This is a genomic window from Nocardioides sp. Leaf285, assembly GCF_001422955.1.
Taxonomy (GTDB): domain Bacteria; phylum Actinomycetota; class Actinomycetes; order Propionibacteriales; family Nocardioidaceae; genus Nocardioides; species Nocardioides kribbensis.
On the sequence record NZ_LMNH01000004.1, the window covers coordinates 126,180 to 141,104 of the forward strand.

14 protein-coding genes are annotated in these 14,925 nt (G+C 73.6%); 4 read left to right on the top strand and 10 right to left on the bottom strand.

Going from position 1 to position 14,925, the window contains the following annotated elements; genetic code table 11:
- Nucleotides 1-14: 14 nt before the first annotated feature.
- The 10 genes from nuoI to ASF47_RS14955 all read right to left on the bottom strand — a co-directional run bounded on the left by nuoI (nucleotide 15) and on the right by ASF47_RS14955 (nucleotide 10,665).
- Nucleotides 15-641 (bottom strand): NADH-quinone oxidoreductase subunit NuoI, encoded by a 627-nt coding sequence (gene nuoI / locus ASF47_RS14910; RefSeq protein WP_082500376.1) that lies wholly within the window; start codon nucleotides 639-641, stop codon nucleotides 15-17.
- The gene (gene nuoH / locus ASF47_RS14915; protein WP_056864819.1) at nucleotides 641-1,987 is read right to left on the bottom strand and encodes an NADH-quinone oxidoreductase subunit NuoH; all 1,347 of its coding nucleotides are present in this window, start codon (nucleotides 1,985-1,987) and stop codon (nucleotides 641-643) included. Before nuoH ends, nuoI begins: the two co-directional genes overlap by 1 nt.
- Complete coding sequence (locus ASF47_RS14920) at nucleotides 1,984-4,440, bottom strand: NADH-quinone oxidoreductase subunit G (RefSeq protein ID WP_056864820.1); 2,457 nt, start codon at nucleotides 4,438-4,440, stop codon at nucleotides 1,984-1,986. The genes nuoH and ASF47_RS14920 overlap by 4 nt, the downstream gene beginning before the upstream one ends.
- Nucleotides 4,437-5,753: an NADH-quinone oxidoreductase subunit NuoF gene (gene nuoF / locus ASF47_RS14925; RefSeq protein WP_056864821.1), complete on the bottom strand. Its 1,317-nt coding sequence runs from the start codon at nucleotides 5,751-5,753 to the stop codon at nucleotides 4,437-4,439. The genes ASF47_RS14920 and nuoF overlap by 4 nt, the downstream gene beginning before the upstream one ends.
- Nucleotides 5,750-6,553, bottom strand: a complete 804-nt coding sequence (nuoE, locus tag ASF47_RS14930) for an NADH-quinone oxidoreductase subunit NuoE (RefSeq protein WP_056864822.1) — start codon at nucleotides 6,551-6,553, stop codon at nucleotides 5,750-5,752. Before nuoE ends, nuoF begins: the two co-directional genes overlap by 4 nt.
- Entirely contained in the window at nucleotides 6,553-7,893 is a 1,341-nt protein-coding gene (locus ASF47_RS14935) for an NADH-quinone oxidoreductase subunit D (RefSeq protein WP_056864823.1), read from the bottom strand. Before ASF47_RS14935 ends, nuoE begins: the two co-directional genes overlap by 1 nt.
- A gap of 67 nt (nucleotides 7,894-7,960) precedes the next feature.
- Complete coding sequence (locus ASF47_RS14940) at nucleotides 7,961-8,734, bottom strand: NADH-quinone oxidoreductase subunit C (protein WP_056864824.1); 774 nt, start codon at nucleotides 8,732-8,734, stop codon at nucleotides 7,961-7,963.
- A complete protein-coding gene (locus ASF47_RS14945) occupies nucleotides 8,731-9,285 on the bottom strand; it encodes a NuoB/complex I 20 kDa subunit family protein (RefSeq protein WP_056864825.1) in 555 nt (184 codons plus the stop codon). Before ASF47_RS14945 ends, ASF47_RS14940 begins: the two co-directional genes overlap by 4 nt.
- A 28-nt stretch (nucleotides 9,286-9,313) precedes the next feature.
- The gene (locus ASF47_RS14950) at nucleotides 9,314-9,673 is read right to left on the bottom strand and encodes an NADH-quinone oxidoreductase subunit A (protein WP_056864826.1); all 360 of its coding nucleotides are present in this window, start codon (nucleotides 9,671-9,673) and stop codon (nucleotides 9,314-9,316) included.
- A 302-nt stretch (nucleotides 9,674-9,975) separates the two neighbouring features.
- Nucleotides 9,976-10,665 (bottom strand): demethylmenaquinone methyltransferase, encoded by a 690-nt coding sequence (locus ASF47_RS14955; RefSeq protein WP_056864827.1) that lies wholly within the window; start codon nucleotides 10,663-10,665, stop codon nucleotides 9,976-9,978.
- Between the two features lie 223 nt (nucleotides 10,666-10,888).
- Here ASF47_RS14955 and ASF47_RS14960 point away from each other — a divergent pair, with 223 nt between their 5' ends.
- The 4 genes from ASF47_RS14960 (at nucleotide 10,889) to ASF47_RS14970 (ending at nucleotide 14,924) form a co-directional block, all read left to right on the top strand.
- Entirely contained in the window at nucleotides 10,889-11,818 is a 930-nt protein-coding gene (locus ASF47_RS14960; RefSeq protein WP_056864828.1) for a L,D-transpeptidase family protein, read from the top strand.
- A 191-nt stretch (nucleotides 11,819-12,009) separates the two neighbouring features.
- Nucleotides 12,010-12,153, top strand: a complete 144-nt coding sequence (locus tag ASF47_RS21165) for a hypothetical protein (RefSeq protein WP_156697935.1) — start codon at nucleotides 12,010-12,012, stop codon at nucleotides 12,151-12,153.
- Between the two features lie 114 nt (nucleotides 12,154-12,267).
- Nucleotides 12,268-14,073 carry an ABC transporter ATP-binding protein gene (locus ASF47_RS14965; protein ID WP_056864829.1) on the top strand — a complete coding sequence of 602 codons (1,806 nt, stop codon included), beginning with the start codon at nucleotides 12,268-12,270 and terminating at the stop codon, nucleotides 14,071-14,073.
- A 44-nt stretch (nucleotides 14,074-14,117) separates the two neighbouring features.
- The gene (locus ASF47_RS14970) at nucleotides 14,118-14,924 is read left to right on the top strand and encodes a serine/threonine-protein kinase (protein ID WP_056864830.1); all 807 of its coding nucleotides are present in this window, start codon (nucleotides 14,118-14,120) and stop codon (nucleotides 14,922-14,924) included.
- Nucleotide 14,925 lies beyond the last annotated feature (1 nt).

The window sequence follows — 14,925 nt, forward strand, 5'->3', positions numbered from 1 at the left end:
GATCCAGAAGGCGGTCACGCGGGGGTCTCCTCGGTGGTGGAGGACGGCGCCGGCGCGGCGTAGGCACCGCGGTAGTAGTCGCCCTCGTCGCCGCCGAGCAGCATCGCGTGGGGCGGCTGCTCCATGCCGGGCAGCAGCGGCGCGAGGAGGTCGGACTTCTCGTAGATGAGGTCGGCGCGGTTGTCGTCGGCCAGCTCGTACTCGTTGGTCATGGTCAGCGCGCGGGTCGGGCAGGCCTCGATGCACAGCCCGCACAGGATGCAGCGCAGGTAGTTGATCTGGTAGACGCGGCCGTAGCGCTCACCGGGGCTGAAGCGGCCGGAGTCCTCGCCGTCGGGGCCGGGACCGTCGACGTTGGGGGCGCCCTCGACGTAGATCGCGTCGGCCGGGCACGCCCAGGCACAGAGCTCGCAGCCGATGCACTTCTCCAGGCCGTCGGGCCAGCGGTTGAGCTGGTGGCGACCGTGGAAGCGCGGGGCGGTGGGCTGCTTGTCCTCGGGGTACTGCTCCGTGACGACCTTGCGGAACATCGTGCGGAACGTGACGCCGAAACCGGCCACGGGGTCCCAGAACTGCTCCTTGAGCGTGGGGCCCTTCTCCGGGTCCCGCTTCGCGGGCTGGGCGGGTGTCGAGGCGGACATCAGTGCTCCTCCCCCGCACCGGCGGGGACGGTCGCGGGGGCCGGGTCGGACGACGCGGCTCCCGGTGACGGGCTGGTGGACGCGAAGCGCAGCGGCGCGGCCGCACCGCGACGGGCGCCGCCGGCGGGCATGGGCGGCACCGGGAAGCCGCCGGGGCGGGCCGCGGCGGTGTCGGGCACCTCCTCGGGCTCGCCCTCGCGGGCGGAGAAGGCGAACAGGGCACCGAGCAGGGCCACCGCGACGCCGACGGCGATCGCGAGGCTGACCGGGTCGCGCAGCTCGGCGAACCAGCCCTCGTTGCGCGCCAGGCGCATGGTGGCCACGGCCACGGTCCACACCAGCGCGACCGGGATGAGCACCTTCCACCCGAAGGCCATGAACTGGTCGTAGCGCAGTCGCGGCAGCGAGCCGCGCAGCCAGATGAAGAAGAAGATGAAGACGAGCATCTTGGCGAAGAACCAGACCACCGGGACGTAGCCCTCGTTGGCGCCCTCCCAGACCCGCTCGATGCCGAAGGGCGCGCGCCAGCCGCCCAGGAACAGCGTCGTCGCCACGGCCGAGACCGTGGCCATGTTGATGTACTCGGCGAGGAAGAACAGCGCGAACTTCAGCGAGGAGTACTCGGTGTGGAAGCCGCCGACCAGCTCGCCCTCGGCCTCGGGGAGGTCGAAGGGCGCGCGGTTGGTCTCGCCGACCATCGCGATGACGTAGATGACGAAGGAGGGCAGCAGGATCAGCCCGAACCACACGTCGCTCTGCGCCTCCACGATCTGCGAGGTCGACATCGACCCGGCGTAGAGGAACACCGCCACCAGCGCGAGGCCCATCGCGACCTCGTAGGAGATCATCTGGGCGCTCGAGCGCAGCCCGCCGAGCAGGGAGTACGTCGAGCCGCTCGACCAGCCGCCCAGCACGATGCCGTAGATGCCGATCGAGGCGATCGCCATCACGAACAGCACCGCGACCGGCATGTCGGTGAGCTGCAGCGGGGTGGTGCGGTCGCTGAACGGCACCCCCACCTCGGGGCCGAAGGGGATCACCGCGAAGGTCACGAAGGCCGGGATGACGGCCAGGACCGGCGCGATCACGAAGACCACCTTGTCGGCGGCCTTGGGGATGATGTCCTCCTTCAGCGCCAGCTTCACGCCGTCGGCCAGCGACTGCAGCAGGCCGAAGGGACCGTTGCGGTTGGGGCCGATGCGGTGCTGCATGCGCGCCACGACGCGCCGCTCCCACCAGATGTTGAACAGGGTCAGCAGGACCAGGACCACGAAGATGGCCACGGCCTTGACCAGCACCAGCCACCACGGGTCCTGCCCGAAGGCGGAGAGGTCGTCGGGGGTCACAGCTCGGCTCCCTTCACGGTGACGCGGGCACCCGGCGAGGCCAGGTCGGCCAGCACGCCCCGCCCGCTGGAGCGGGTGGGCACCCACACCACGCCGTCGGGCAGGTCGGCGGCCTCGGCGGGCAGGGTGACGGACCCGCGGTCGCCGGTGAGGGTGACCACCGGCCCGAGGGCGTCGAGCACGGTGCGCGGCACGCGGGCCACGGCGGGCCGCGCGGTGGCGGCGAGGTGCTTGTCGCCGGCCTGCATCGCGCCGTCGTCGAGCAGCTGCTTCCAGGTCGCGAGCACCGAGCCGGGGGCGCCCGCGGCGGTGGTCAGCGGGTCGTCGGTGCTCGGGGTGTCCAGGGCGCTCACCGGCGCGAAGGTCGCCCGCTCGCCGTCCCAGGGCCCGATCTCGGCCATCTCCGCACGCACCTCGGCGACCGTGCGGAAGCCGAGGGGGGCACCGCGGCCGAGCCGGGCGAGCTCCTCGGCGATGCCGGAGAGCACCCGCAGGTCGGGCAGCGCGCCGGCCTCGGCCAGCACGGCCTCGAAGGGGCGGGGCCGCCCCTCCCAGGTGACGAAGGTGCCGGCCTTGCCGACCACCGGCGCGACCGGGAACACGACGTCGGCCGCGCTGGTCACGTCGGTCTCGCGCAGCTCCAGGGCCACGACGAAGCGGGCGGCCTCCACGGCACGGCGGGTCGCGTCGGGGTCGGCGGTGTCGTCGGGGTCGACGCCACCGACGACCAGGCCGCCGACCTCCCCGGTCAGCAGCGCCGCGACGATGGCGTCGGCGTCGCGACCGGGCGTCTCGGGCACGCTCTCGACGCCCCAGGAGGTGGCGGCGTCGACACGGGCCGCCGCGTCGGCGACCGGACGGCCGCCGGGCAGCAGGCTCGGCAGGCAGCCGGCCTCGAGCGCACCGCGGTCGCCGGCGCGGCGCGGCACCCAGGCCAGGCGGGCGCCGGTGCGGGCGGCCAGCTCGGCCGCGGCGGTGTAGGCGCCGGGCACCGTGGCCAGCCGCTCGCCCAGCAGCACGACGGCGCGGGAGTCGATGCCGTGGTCGGCGTGCCCCAGCAGCTCGCGCAGCGCGCCGGGCTCGCGACCCGGCACCGTCTGCACCAGGGTGCCGGACAGCTTGCGCAGGCCGCGGGTGGCGAAGGGGGCGATCGACACGACGCGCAGCCCGCGGCGCGAGGCCTTGCGCAGGCGCAGGAAGAGCGTGCCGGCCTCCTCCTCGGGCTCGAGACCGACGAGAACCACGCTGGAGGCCCGCTCCAGGTCGGCGTACGTGACGCCGCCGTCGCCGGGGCCGGTGAGCACGACGTGGCCGGCCAGGAAGGACTCCTCCTCGGCCGAGAGCGGGCGGGCGCGGAAGTCGACGTCGTTGGTGCCGAGCGAGACGCGGGCCAGCTTGGCGTAGGCGTAGGCGTCCTCGGCGGTGACCCGGCCGCCGGGCAGGACGGCGCAGGCACCGGCCGCGGCGAGCCCACGGGCGGCGACCGCGAAGGCCTCCGGCCAGGACGCGGGGCGCAGCGAGCCGTCGCCGCCGTCCTCGACGCGGTCGCGCACCCGGGGGTAGGTGATCCGGTCGGGCTGCGTGGCGTAGGTGAAGGCGAAGCGGTCCTTGTCGGTGATCCACTCCTCGTTGACCTCGGGGTCGTTGCCGGCGAGACGGCGCATCACCTTGCCGCGGCGGTGGTCGACGCGGATCGCGGCGCCGCAGGCGTCGTGCTCGGCCACCGACGGGCTCGAGACGAGGTCGAAGGGGCGCGAGCGGAACCGGTAGGACTCCGAGGTCAGCGCGCCGACCGGGCAGATCTGGATGGTGTTGCCGGAGAAGTACGACAGGAACGGCGCGTCCTCGGCGATGCCGATCTGCTGCTGCGCGCCGCGCTCGACCAGCGCGATGAAGGGGTCGCCGGGGATCTCCTCGGCGAAGCGGGTGCAGCGCTGGCACACGATGCAGCGCTCGCGGTCGAGCAGCACCTGCGGGGAGAGGTTGATCGGCTTGGGGAAGGTGCGCTTGACCCCGCCGCTGCCGGAGCCGGCGAAGCGCGACTCGCCGCGCCCGTTGCTCATCGCCTGGTTCTGCAGGGGGCACTCGCCGCCCTTGTCGCACACCGGGCAGTCGAGCGGGTGGTTGACCAGCAGGAACTCCATGACCCCCTGCTGGGCCTTGTCGGCGACCTCGCTGGTGGCCTGGGTCTCCACGACCATGCCCTCGGCCACCGGCAGGGTGCAGGAGGCCTGCGGCTTGGGGAAGCCGCGGCCGTTGCCGGCGTCGGGCACGTCGACCAGGCACTGGCGACAGGCGCCGACGGGCGCGAGCAGCGGGTGGTCGCAGAAGCGCGGGATCTGCACGCCGACCTGCTCGGCGGCGCGGATGACCAGGGTGTCGCGCGGCACGCTGACCTGGATCCCGTCGATGGTCACCGAGACCAGGTCGGTGCGCTGCTCGACGTCGCTCATGCGAGCGCCTCCTGTCCGGCCCAGGCGGTGGAGCGGGCCGCGTCGAAGGGGCAGCCGCCGTGGGTGAGGTGGGCGAGGTACTCCTCGCGGAAGAACCTGATGGAGCTGGTGATGGGGCTGGTGGCGCCGTCGCCCAGGGCGCAGAAGGAGCGGCCCAGGATGTTGTCGCACTGGTCGAGCAGGAGGTCGAGGTCGGCCTCGCTGCCCTGGCCGCGCTCGAGCGCGGCGAGGGTCTGCACGAGCCACCACGTGCCCTCGCGGCACGGGGTGCACTTGCCGCAGGACTCGTGCTTGTAGAACTCCGTCCAGCGCAGCACGGCGCGCACCACGCACGTGGTCTCGTCGAAGAGCTGGATGGCGCGGGTGCCGAGCATCGTGCCGGCCGCGGCCATGCCCTCAAAGTCGAGCGGCAGGTCGAGGTGCTCGGCGGTGAGCAGCGGCGTCGAGGACCCGCCGGGGGTCCAGAACTTCAGCTCGTGGCCCTCGCGGATGCCGCCGGCCAGCCCGATCAGCTCGCGCAGCGTGATGCCGAGCGGTGCCTCGTACTGCCCGGGGCGGGTGACGTGGCCCGAGAGGGAGAAGATGCCGAAGCCCTTGGACTTCTCGGTGCCCATCGAGGCGAACCACGCGGCGCCGTGACGCACGATGCTGGGCACCGAGGCGATCGACTCCACGTTGTTGATCACCGTGGGGCTGGCGTAGAGGCCCGCGACGGCCGGGAAGGGCGGGCGCAGGCGCGGCTGCCCGCGACGACCCTCGAGGCCCTCGAGCAGCGCGGTCTCCTCCCCGCAGATGTAGGCGCCGGCACCGGCGTGGACCACGACGTCGAGGTCGAAGCCGGAGCCGTGGATGTCGCGTCCGAGGTGGCCGGCGGCGTAGGCCTCGGCCACCGCGGCCTGCACCCGGCGCACCACGTGCAGCACCTCGCCGCGGATGTAGATGAAGGCCGTGTGGGCCCGGATGGCGAAGCAGCTGATGATCACGCCCTCGACCAGGGTGTGGGGCGAGGCCATCATCAGCGGGACGTCCTTGCAGGTGCCCGGCTCGGACTCGTCGGCGTTGACGACGAGGTACTTCGGCTTCGGGTTGTCCTGGGGGATGAAGCCCCACTTCATGCCCGTGGGGAAGCCCGCCCCTCCCCGCCCGCGCAGGCCGGAGTCCTTGACCTCGGCGATGACGTCGTCGGGGCTCATGGTGAGCGCGCGGCGCAGGCCCTCGTAGCCGCCGCTGGCGGTGTAGGAGTCGAGGGTCCAGCTGCGCTCGTCGGCCCACGTGGCGGTGAGCACGGGGGTCAGGGTGTCTGGTGCGGTCATGTCGCCTCTCCCTTCTCGGCGGCGGTCTCGGACGAGCCGCTCTCCGCCTCCACGACGGCCTGCTCGGCCTGGTTGTCGTCGGACTCGCGCGCGGCCGCGAGCTCCTCGCCCGGCTCCTCCGGGACGGCGTCGGCCGCACCGTCACGGTCCGACGGGGGCGCGGACCAGCCGCGCTCACGGGCGATGCCGAGCCCGACCAGCGAGGCCGGTCCGGCCGACGGCCCCTCGTCGGCGCGGCCGTCGGGGAAGCCGGCCAGCACCCGCTCGGCCTCGCGCCAGGTGCAGATGCGCGGGCCCCGGGTCGAGGTGACCTCCCGCCCGGCGCGCAGGTCGTCGACCAGGTCGACCGCCGAGGTGGGCGTCATGGTGTCCATGAACTCCCAGTTGACCATCATCACCGGGGCGTAGTCGCAGGCCGCGTTGCACTCCAGGTGCTCCAGCGTCACGGTGGCCCGGTCGCCGTCGCGCAGCCGGGTGGTCTCGTCGTTGCCGACGTCGAGGTGCTCCTTGAGCCGGGCGAAGATCTCGTCGCCGCCCATCACCGCGCACAGCGTGTTGGTGCAGACCCCCACGTGGTAGTCGCCGACCGGCTTGCGCTTGTACATCGTGTAGAACGTCGCGACCCCGCTGACCTCGGCCGCGGAGATCCCGAGGATGTCGGCGCAGGTCTCGATGCCCTCGGGGGTCACCCGTCCCTCGACCGACTGCACGAGGTGGAGCATGGGCAGCAGGCCCGAGCGGGCCTCGGGGTAGCGCGCGGCGATCGCCGTGAGCTCGTCGTAGGTCTCCTGGCTGATCATCAGCGGTCCACGCCTCCCATGACGGGGTCGATGCTCGCGATCGCGACGATGACGTCGGCGACCATGCCGCCCTCGCTCATCACGCTCGTGGCCTGCAGGTTGGTGAAGGACGGGTCGCGGAAGTGGGCGCGGAAGGGGCGGGTGCCGCCGTCGGAGACGACGTGGGCACCGAGCTCCCCGCGGGGCGACTCCACCGGCACGTAGGCCTGGCCCTCCGGCACCCGGAAGCCCTCGGTGACCAGCTTGAAGTGGTGGATGAGGGCCTCCATCGACTCGCCCATGATGTGGCGGATGTGGTCGAGGCTGTTGCCCATGCCGTCGGAGCCGATGGCCAGCTGGCTGGGCCAGGCGATCTTGCGGTCGGCGACCATGACCGGCGCGCCCTCGAGGCCGGCGAGGCGGGCCGCGGCCTGCTCGACGATCTTCAGCGACTCCCACATCTCCGCCAGGCGCACCCGGAAGCGGCCGTAGGCGTCGGCGGTGTCCCAGGTCTGGACGTCGAAGTCGTAGTCCTCGTAGCCGGAGTAGGGCTGGGTCTTGCGCAGGTCCCACGGGTAGCCGCTGGCGCGCAGCGGGGGTCCGGTGAGACCCAGGGCCAGGCAGCCCTCCAGGTCGAGGTGGCCGACGCCCTCCAGGCGGGCCTTGAAGATCGGGTTGGCGTTGCACAGCGCGGCGTACTCGGGCAGGCGCTTCTTCATCAGCGCCACGAAGGAGGCGATCTCCTCCAGGGCGCCGGCGGGGAGGTCCTGCGCCACGCCGCCGGGGCGGATGAAGGCGTGGTTCATGCGCAGCCCGGTGATGAGCTCGAAGAGGTCGAGCACCAGCTCGCGCTCGCGGAAGCCGATCGTCATCACGGTCAGCGCGCCGATCTCCATGCCGCCCGTGGCGATGGCCACGAGGTGGGAGGAGATGCGGTTGAGCTCCATGAGCAGGACCCGCATGACCTGGGCCTTCTCGGGCACGTCGGCCTCGATGTCGAGCAGCCGCTCGACGCCGAGGACGTAGGTGGCCTCGTTGAAGAACGGGCTGAGGTAGTCCATGCGGGTGCAGAAGGTCACGCCCTGCACCCAGGAGCGGTACTCCATGTTCTTCTCGATGCCGGTGTGGAGGTAGCCGATGCCGCAGCGGGCCTCGGTGACCGTCTCGCCCTCGAGCTCCAGGATCAGCCGAAGCACGCCGTGGGTCGAGGGGTGCTGCGGGCCCATGTTGACGACGACGCGCTCCTCGGCGTCCTCGGCCAGACCCTCGGCGATCTGGTCCCAGTCCTGCCCGGTGACCGTGAAGACACGGCCCTCGGTGGTCTCGCTGGTGCCGGCGTACAGGTCTTCCTGGGTCGTCATGCTGACCTCCGGGGACGGTGGGCGAGGGAGTGGCTGAGGGCGCGGGCGGGCCGGTGCGGGGAGCGCATCAGCTGTAGGAGCGGCGCTGGTCGGGCGGGGGGACGGTGCCGCCCTTGTACTCGACCGGGATGCCGCCCAGCGGGTAGTCCTTGCGCTGCGGGTGGCCGGGCCAGTCGTCGGGCATGAGGATGCGGGTCAGCGAGGGGTGGCCCTCGAAGAGCACGCCGAACATGTCCCACGTCTCCCGCTCGTGCCAGTCGGCCGTGGGGTAGACCGGCACCAGCGACGGCAGCCGCGGGTCGGTGTCGGGCACGGCGACCTCGAGCCGGATGCGGCGGTTGTGGGTCATCGACAGCAGGTGGTGCACGACGTGGAGCTCGTGGCCGGCGTCGGCGGGGCAGTGCACGCCGCTCACGCTCGAGAGCAGCTCGAAGCGCAGCCGGGGCTCGTCGCGCAGCAGCCGCGCCAGCACCAGGAGGTCGTCGGGACGCACGTGGAAGGTGATCTCGCCCCGGTGCACCACGACGCTCTCGACGGCCCGCTCGACGCCGGCACCGCGCGCCGCGACCTCGAGGGCGTCGGCGACCTCGTCGAACCAGCCGCCGAAGGGGCGCGCGGTGGCTGCGGGGTGGCGGACGGCCGCGCGCAGGCCGCCGTAGCCGCTGGTGTCGCCGGAGCCCTTGACGCCGAACATGCCGCGCCGCTCGCCGACCTGGCGCACCGTCTGCGAGCCCGGCTGGCCCTCGGGCGGTGCCGGGAGGTTCTCCGGGGACTGGTCGGTGGCGGCCTGGTCGACCGTGCCGCGGGCGCCGCCCTGCGTGGGCTCGTCGGTGGGGCTCATCGCAGCAGGCCCGTGCGGTCGGAGGTCGGCAGCGCGGTGAGCGCCTCGGCCTCGAGCTCGGCGATCTGCGCGGCGCGGTTGGCGCCGAGCTTGGTGGCCTGGACCTGGTCGTGGAGCTTGAGGATGGCGTCGATGAGCATCTCGGGGCGCGGCGGGCAGCCCGGGAGGTACATGTCGACGGGCACGACGTGGTCGACGCCCTGCACGATCGCGTAGTTGTTGAACATGCCGCCGGAGCTGGCGCACACGCCCATGGCGAGCACCCACTTGGGCTCGGCCATCTGGTCGTAGATCTGGCGCAGGACGGGCGCCATCTTCTGGCTGACCCGGCCGGCCACGATCATGAGGTCGGCCTGGCGGGGGCTGGCCCGGAAGACCTCCATGCCGAAGCGGGCCAGGTCGTACTTCGGGCCGCCGCTGGTCATCATCTCGATGGCGCAGCAGGCCAGGCCGAAGGTGGCGGGCCAGAAGGAGGCCTTGCGCATGTAGCCCGCGACGCCCTCGACGGTCGTCAGCAGGACGCCGCTGGGGAGCTTCTCCTCGATACCCATCAGTGCTGTCCTCTCGGTCCCACGCGGATCAGTCCCACTCGAGGCCGCCGCGACGCCAGACGTAGGCGTAGGCGACGAAGACGGTGGCGATGAAGATGACCATCTCGACCAGACCGAAGAGGGCCATCGCGTCGAAGTGCACGGCCCACGGGTAGAGGAAGATGATCTCGATGTCGAAGACGATGAAGAGCATCGCGGTGATGTAGTACTTCACCGGGAAGCGGCCACCGCCGACGGGCTGCGGAGTGGGCTCGATGCCGCACTCGTAGGAGTCGAGCTTGGCGCGGTTGTAGCGCTTGGGCCCGGTCAGCGTGCTGACGGCCACCGAGAAGACGGCGAAGCCGGCGGCCAGGGCCGCCAGCACCAGCACCGGTGTGTAGAGCTCCATCGTCCGACCTCCCGTGGCACACGTCCGTGTCGACGCGCCCCGAGCAATGCCCGACGAAAGCCCCTTGTGGCCTTGTGAAGAGAATCACTAAGTGGCGCGGGACACATACTGCCACTCGCTCGCGGGCGTGGCGACCCGGGGGTGGTCCCGGTCACATTCCGTGTCGGCGGGGAGTCGTGCGCGGCGCTGACCTGCGGATTTAACGCACTCCGGGCTTGCGTTAATGGCCGACGACGCGGCCCGGCCGGCCCGGTCGGTCGCCGCCGGTCCCGGGTCGGTCCCGGGGTCGGGCCCGGGTGGGCTCAGGCGGTGGCGCGGTGGAGGGCGACGACGCCCCCGGTGAGGTTGCGCCACTCGACGCCGGTCCAGCCCGCCTCGGCGACGAGGTCGGAGAGGCCCTGCTGGTCGGGCCAGGCCCGGATCGACTCGGCGAGGTAGACGTAGGCGTCGGGGGCCGAGGAGACGGCCCGGGCGATCGGCGGCAGGGCCTTCATCAGGTACTCGAGGTAGACGGTGCGGAAGGGCGCCCAGGTCGGGTGGCTGAACTCGCAGACCACCAGCCGGCCACCGGGCCGGGTCACCCGGCGCATCTCGCGCAGGCCCGCCAGCGGGTCGACGATGTTGCGCAGGCCGAAGGAGATGGTCACGGCGTCGAAGGTGGCGTCGGCGAAGGGCAGCCGCGTGCCGTCACCCGCGGTGAAGGGCAGGTGGGGCCGGGCCTGCTTGCCCACCCGGAGCATCCCGAGGGAGAAGTCGCACGGCACGACGGTGGCACCGCGGTCGTGGAAGGGCTCGCTCGAGGTGCCGGTGCCGGCGGCGAGGTCGAGGACGCGCTCGCCCGCGACCGGCGCGACGGCCTCGATGACGTCGTGGCGCCAGCGGCGGTCCTGGCCCAGCGAGAGCACGTCGTTGGTGACGTCGTAGCGACGAGCCACGGTGTCGAACATGCGACGGACGTCGATGGGTTGCTTGTCGAGCTGCGCACGGGCCACGCCCCCGAGGTTAGCCCGCGTCCACGCACCGCACCCCACCGCACGCCGCCATCCGCACCACACCACCGCACCGCACCGCGCCACCGCACCGCGCCACCGGGCGAGCGCCGGGAGGGCGCCGGGCGACCGCCGCCGGGACCCGGGCAACCGGAGGTCCTCCTCGTGCGTCTCCCTGGTGACCGGCTCGACCCTGTCGGCCACCCCCACACCACGAGGACCTCCCATGCCCCTGCTGCGCCGCCTCTCCCTCGCCCTCGGCCTGGCCGTGGCCCTCGTCCTGGTCGCCGTGCTCGGCGCGACCGCGCTCGGCGGGTCCGGTGGGCACGAGCGCTCCGACCGCGCAGGGGTCGCCGACCCGCGACCCGGCGCTGCGGCCGAGCGCCGGCCCGCCCCTCCCGCGACCGAGCCCACCCCCCGGTCGACGCCGACGACCACGACCGCGCCCACGCCGCCGCCGCCGCCGCCGACAGCCACAGCCACAGCCACAGCCACGCCGTCCCCCACGCCCGAGCTGGTGCCCGGTCCGGCACTCCTCTCGCCCGGCGACGACGGCGCGGAGGTGCGCGAGCTCCAGGCCCGGCTGGCCCAGATCGACTGGTTCGACGCCGGGCTCACCGACCACTACGGCGAGATCACGGAGGCGGCGGTGCGCGGCTTCCAGGACAAGCGCGCGATCCCGGTCACCGGCGAGGTCGACCAACGCACCATGGACCGGCTGCTGGCCATGACCACCGAGCCCACCGACGCCGAGCTCGAGGGCCGCACGCAGCAGGCCGGTGCCCTCGACCCGCGCTGCCTCCAGGGCCGGGTGATCTGCGTCGACAAGGGCACCAGCACTCTGCGCTGGGTCGTCGACGGCGAGGTGCTGCGCACCCTCGACGCCCGCTTCGGCGCCGCCGGGACCCCCACCCGCGAGGGGGTCTTCGAGGTCTACCGGATGAGCCGCGACCACGTCTCGAGCCTCTACGACACCGCGATGCCCTACGCCATGTTCTTCTCCGGCGGACAGGCCGTGCACTACTCCCCCGACTTCGCCGCCACCGGCTACGCCGGCGCCTCGCACGGCTGCGTCAACACCCGGGACCTCGCCGGGGTCGCCGCCCTCTTCGACGAGGTCCGGCTGGGCGACGACGTGGTCGTGTACTGGTCCTGAGTCCGCGCCGGCCGGCGGTCGTGGCAGGCACGTGACCGGCACGTGAGGCGTCGATGAGACGGGTGAGAGCCCTCTCATCGGCGCCTCACGCGTGCCTCACCGGGCCGCCGCAGAGTTCTTCTCGTCGCCCCACCGGGGTGGCCGCCCCGGCCTCAGGGCCGGGCGGACCGCACGAGAGAGAAGAGACCGTCATGGCACGCTCCAGCATCTTCACCGCCGTCAAGCCGGCCACCATGGCCCGCCGCGCCGACACCGACAGCCGCGACGGCGGCCGTCGCCGGCGCCGCCGCCGCAACCGTCGCAACCGCAGCCGCTCGCGCTCGCGCACCAACTGAGGCCCCGGCTCACCGGTCCGCCGACACCCGTCGGCGGGCCCGGACGACGGGGGTGGCTCCCACGCAGCGAGCCACCCCCGTCGCGGCCGTTCCCACCACCGGAGGAGACCCCCGATGCGCCGAGCCTGGCGGAGGCTGATCGCCTCGTTGCGCCCCGCGGCCGACGCCGCGCCCGTCGTCGACGCGGCCCGGCAGCTGACCGTGCTCGCCGTCGTGCGCCGCTTCTGGCCACGACTGCGTCCGCTGCGCGGCTGGCTGGCCCTCGGGCTGGTGCTGCTGGCGGCCGCCCCGGCCATCGAGGTCGTCGAGATCGTGCTCTTCCAGCGCCTCGTCGACGACGTGCTGGTGCCGGCCGACTTCTCCCCGCTCCTCACCCTCGCCGCGGCCTACCTCGCGCTCAACCTCGCCAGCGGCCTGGTCTCGAGCGCCGACGACTACCTGTCCACCTGGGTCTCCCAGCGCTTCCTCGTCGACCTGCGGCGCGACGCCTTCGAGCACGTCCTGCACCAGCCCGCCACCGTGCAGGACCGGCGCCGCCTCGGCGACACCATGGCCCGCCTGACCTCCGACGTGAGCGCGGTGGAGAGCTTCATGGTCGGCCAGCTCGCCACCGGTCTGGGCGCCCTGCTGCGGCTGGTGCTCTTCGTGGGCGCGCTGCTGTGGCTGCAGTGGGAGCTCGCGCTCGCCTCGCTCGTGGTCGTGCCCGTGTTCTGGTGGGTCTCCAGCCACTTCGCCCGCTTCACCCGCGACGTCTCGCGCGAGCGCCGCCGCCGCGGCGGCTCGCTGTCGAGCATCACCGAGGAGAGCCTGGCCAACGCCACGCTCGTGCAGACCTACGGCCGCGAGCGCGAGGCCGTTGCCGACTACGACCGGCAGAACCGCGCGATCGCCGCGGCCGAGCTGGCCGGCAGCCGTGTGCGGGGCCTCTTCCTGCCGCTCGTCGACCTGGCCGAGCTGGTCGGGGTGCTGCTCGTGGTGACCCTCGGGGTCTGGGCGCTCTCCACCGACCGCCTCACCCTCGGCGGGCTGCTGGCCTTCCTCACCCTGCTCATGCAGTGCTACCGCCCGGTGCGCGACCTCAGCGACCTGGTGCCGTCGCTCTTCTCGGCCACCGCCGGCGTCGAGCGCCTCGTGGAGCTGCTCGACGAGCCCCGCGCGGGAGACCGGGCGGGGGCCACCGCGCTGCCCGGCGGCCGGGGCGCCGTGGACCTGAGCGCCGTGACCGTGCGCTACCCCGGCGCAGCACGCGACGCCGTCAGCGGGCTCGACCTGCACGTCGCGCCGGGCGAGCGGGTCGCGGTCGTGGGCGCCAGCGGCTCGGGCAAGTCGACCCTCGCGCGGCTGCTGACCCGTCAGGTCACCGCCGACGCCGGCGTGGTCGCCGTCGACGGCCACGACGTCGCCGACCACACCGCGACCTCCGTGCGCGCCGCGGTCACCCTGCTGCTGCAGGAGCAGCTGCTGCTCGACGCCAGCGTCCACGACAACATCGCCTACGCCCGGCCCGGTGCCACCCGCGCCGAGGTGCGCGCCGCCGCCCGGGCCGCCGACGCCCACGCCTTCGTGGAGCGGCTCCCCCAGGGCTACGACACCCGGATCGGGCAGCGCGGACGCACGCTCTCGGGCGGCCAGCGCCAGCGCCTCTCGCTGGCCCGCGCGCTGCTGCGCGAGAGCCGGGTGCTGGTGCTCGACGAGCCCACCACCGGGCTCGACCCCGACGCCACCCGACGGCTGCTGGAGGCCGTCACAGATCCTGCGCTGGGGCGCACGGTGCTGCTGCTCACCCACGACCCGCTCGCCCTGGAGTACGTCGACCGCGTCGTGCGGCTCGAGGACCTCGCCGACCACCCACCGGCCGACCCGGCCGACACGGCCGACCCGGCCGACACGGTGCCCGTCGCCGCGGCGGTGTCCCGGTGAGCGGGCCGCGCCCGGGGAGGCTCCTCGCGGGCGGTCGCGATGCCGTGCCGGGACCCGCGCCGGAGGTCGCCCCCGGCGAGCCGCTGCTGCCCGGCTACCGCGCGGTGCAGCGCCTGGCCCACGGACGCCGCCTCGACACCTGGGATGCCTACGACGAGGAGCGCGGCTGCCGCTGCGTGGTCAAGGTCGTGCGCGCCGACCGTCGCCACGAGCGCGAGGTCGTCGACGGGGTCCTGCGCGAGGGCCGCATCGTGACGACGCTGACCCACCCGCACCTGGTGCGCGGCTACGCCGTGCTCACCGACCCGCGTGCGGCGGTCGTGCTCGAGACCCTGCGCGGCGCCACCCTGGCCGCGGTCGTCGAGGAGGGCGCCCTGGGGGTCGAGGACACCGCCCTGCTCGGCCTGCAGCTGGTCTCGGTGCTGGGCTACCTGCACCGCCACGACTGGCTGCACCTCGACCTCAAGCCGGGCAACGTCGTGGTCGAGCACGGCAAGGCGGTGCTGCTCGACCTGAGCCTGGCCGCGCGACCCGGTGCGGGCCGCCCGGGCGCCGGCACCCCCGGCTACCTCGCCCCGGAGCAGGTCACCGGCGAGGGCCTCGCGCCCGCGACCGACGTGTGGGGGCTCGGCGTGCTGCTGCGCGAGGCGCTCAGCGGCGAGGAGCCGACACCCCCCGCGCGCTGGCGGGCGCGGCGTACGGCCCCGGTGCGGGTGGCGTCCCACGCGCCGGCGGAGCTGGCGACGCTGCTGGCGGCGTGCGGCGACCCCGACCCCGCGGGCCGCCCGCGGCTCGTCGACGTGCGCGCCGTGCTGGCGGCGTACGCCGACGACGGCACGCGCCTGCCCTGAG

Excerpts from the sequence above, each read along its gene's own strand:
- ASF47_RS14940 (WP_056864824.1), bottom strand. The coding sequence starts at position 8,734 with ATGAGCCCCACCGACGAGCCCACGCAGGGCGGCGCCCGCGGCACGGTC.
- ASF47_RS14960 (WP_056864828.1), top strand. The coding sequence starts at position 10,889 with ATGCCCCTGCTGCGCCGCCTCTCCCTCGCCCTCGGCCTGGCCGTGGCC.
- ASF47_RS14935 (WP_056864823.1), bottom strand. The coding sequence starts at position 7,893 with ATGACGACCCAGGAAGACCTGTACGCCGGCACCAGCGAGACCACCGAG.
- nuoI (WP_082500376.1), bottom strand. The coding sequence starts at position 641 with ATGTCCGCCTCGACACCCGCCCAGCCCGCGAAGCGGGACCCGGAGAAG.
- ASF47_RS14945 (WP_056864825.1), bottom strand. The coding sequence starts at position 9,285 with ATGGGTATCGAGGAGAAGCTCCCCAGCGGCGTCCTGCTGACGACCGTC.
- nuoE (WP_056864822.1), bottom strand. The coding sequence starts at position 6,553 with ATGATCAGCCAGGAGACCTACGACGAGCTCACGGCGATCGCCGCGCGC.
- ASF47_RS21165 (WP_156697935.1), top strand. The coding sequence starts at position 12,010 with ATGGCACGCTCCAGCATCTTCACCGCCGTCAAGCCGGCCACCATGGCC.
- nuoF (WP_056864821.1), bottom strand. The coding sequence starts at position 5,753 with ATGACCGCACCAGACACCCTGACCCCCGTGCTCACCGCCACGTGGGCC.
- ASF47_RS14920 (WP_056864820.1), bottom strand. The coding sequence starts at position 4,440 with ATGAGCGACGTCGAGCAGCGCACCGACCTGGTCTCGGTGACCATCGAC.
- ASF47_RS14965 (WP_056864829.1), top strand. The coding sequence starts at position 12,268 with ATGCGCCGAGCCTGGCGGAGGCTGATCGCCTCGTTGCGCCCCGCGGCC.
- ASF47_RS14950 (WP_056864826.1), bottom strand. The coding sequence starts at position 9,673 with ATGGAGCTCTACACACCGGTGCTGGTGCTGGCGGCCCTGGCCGCCGGC.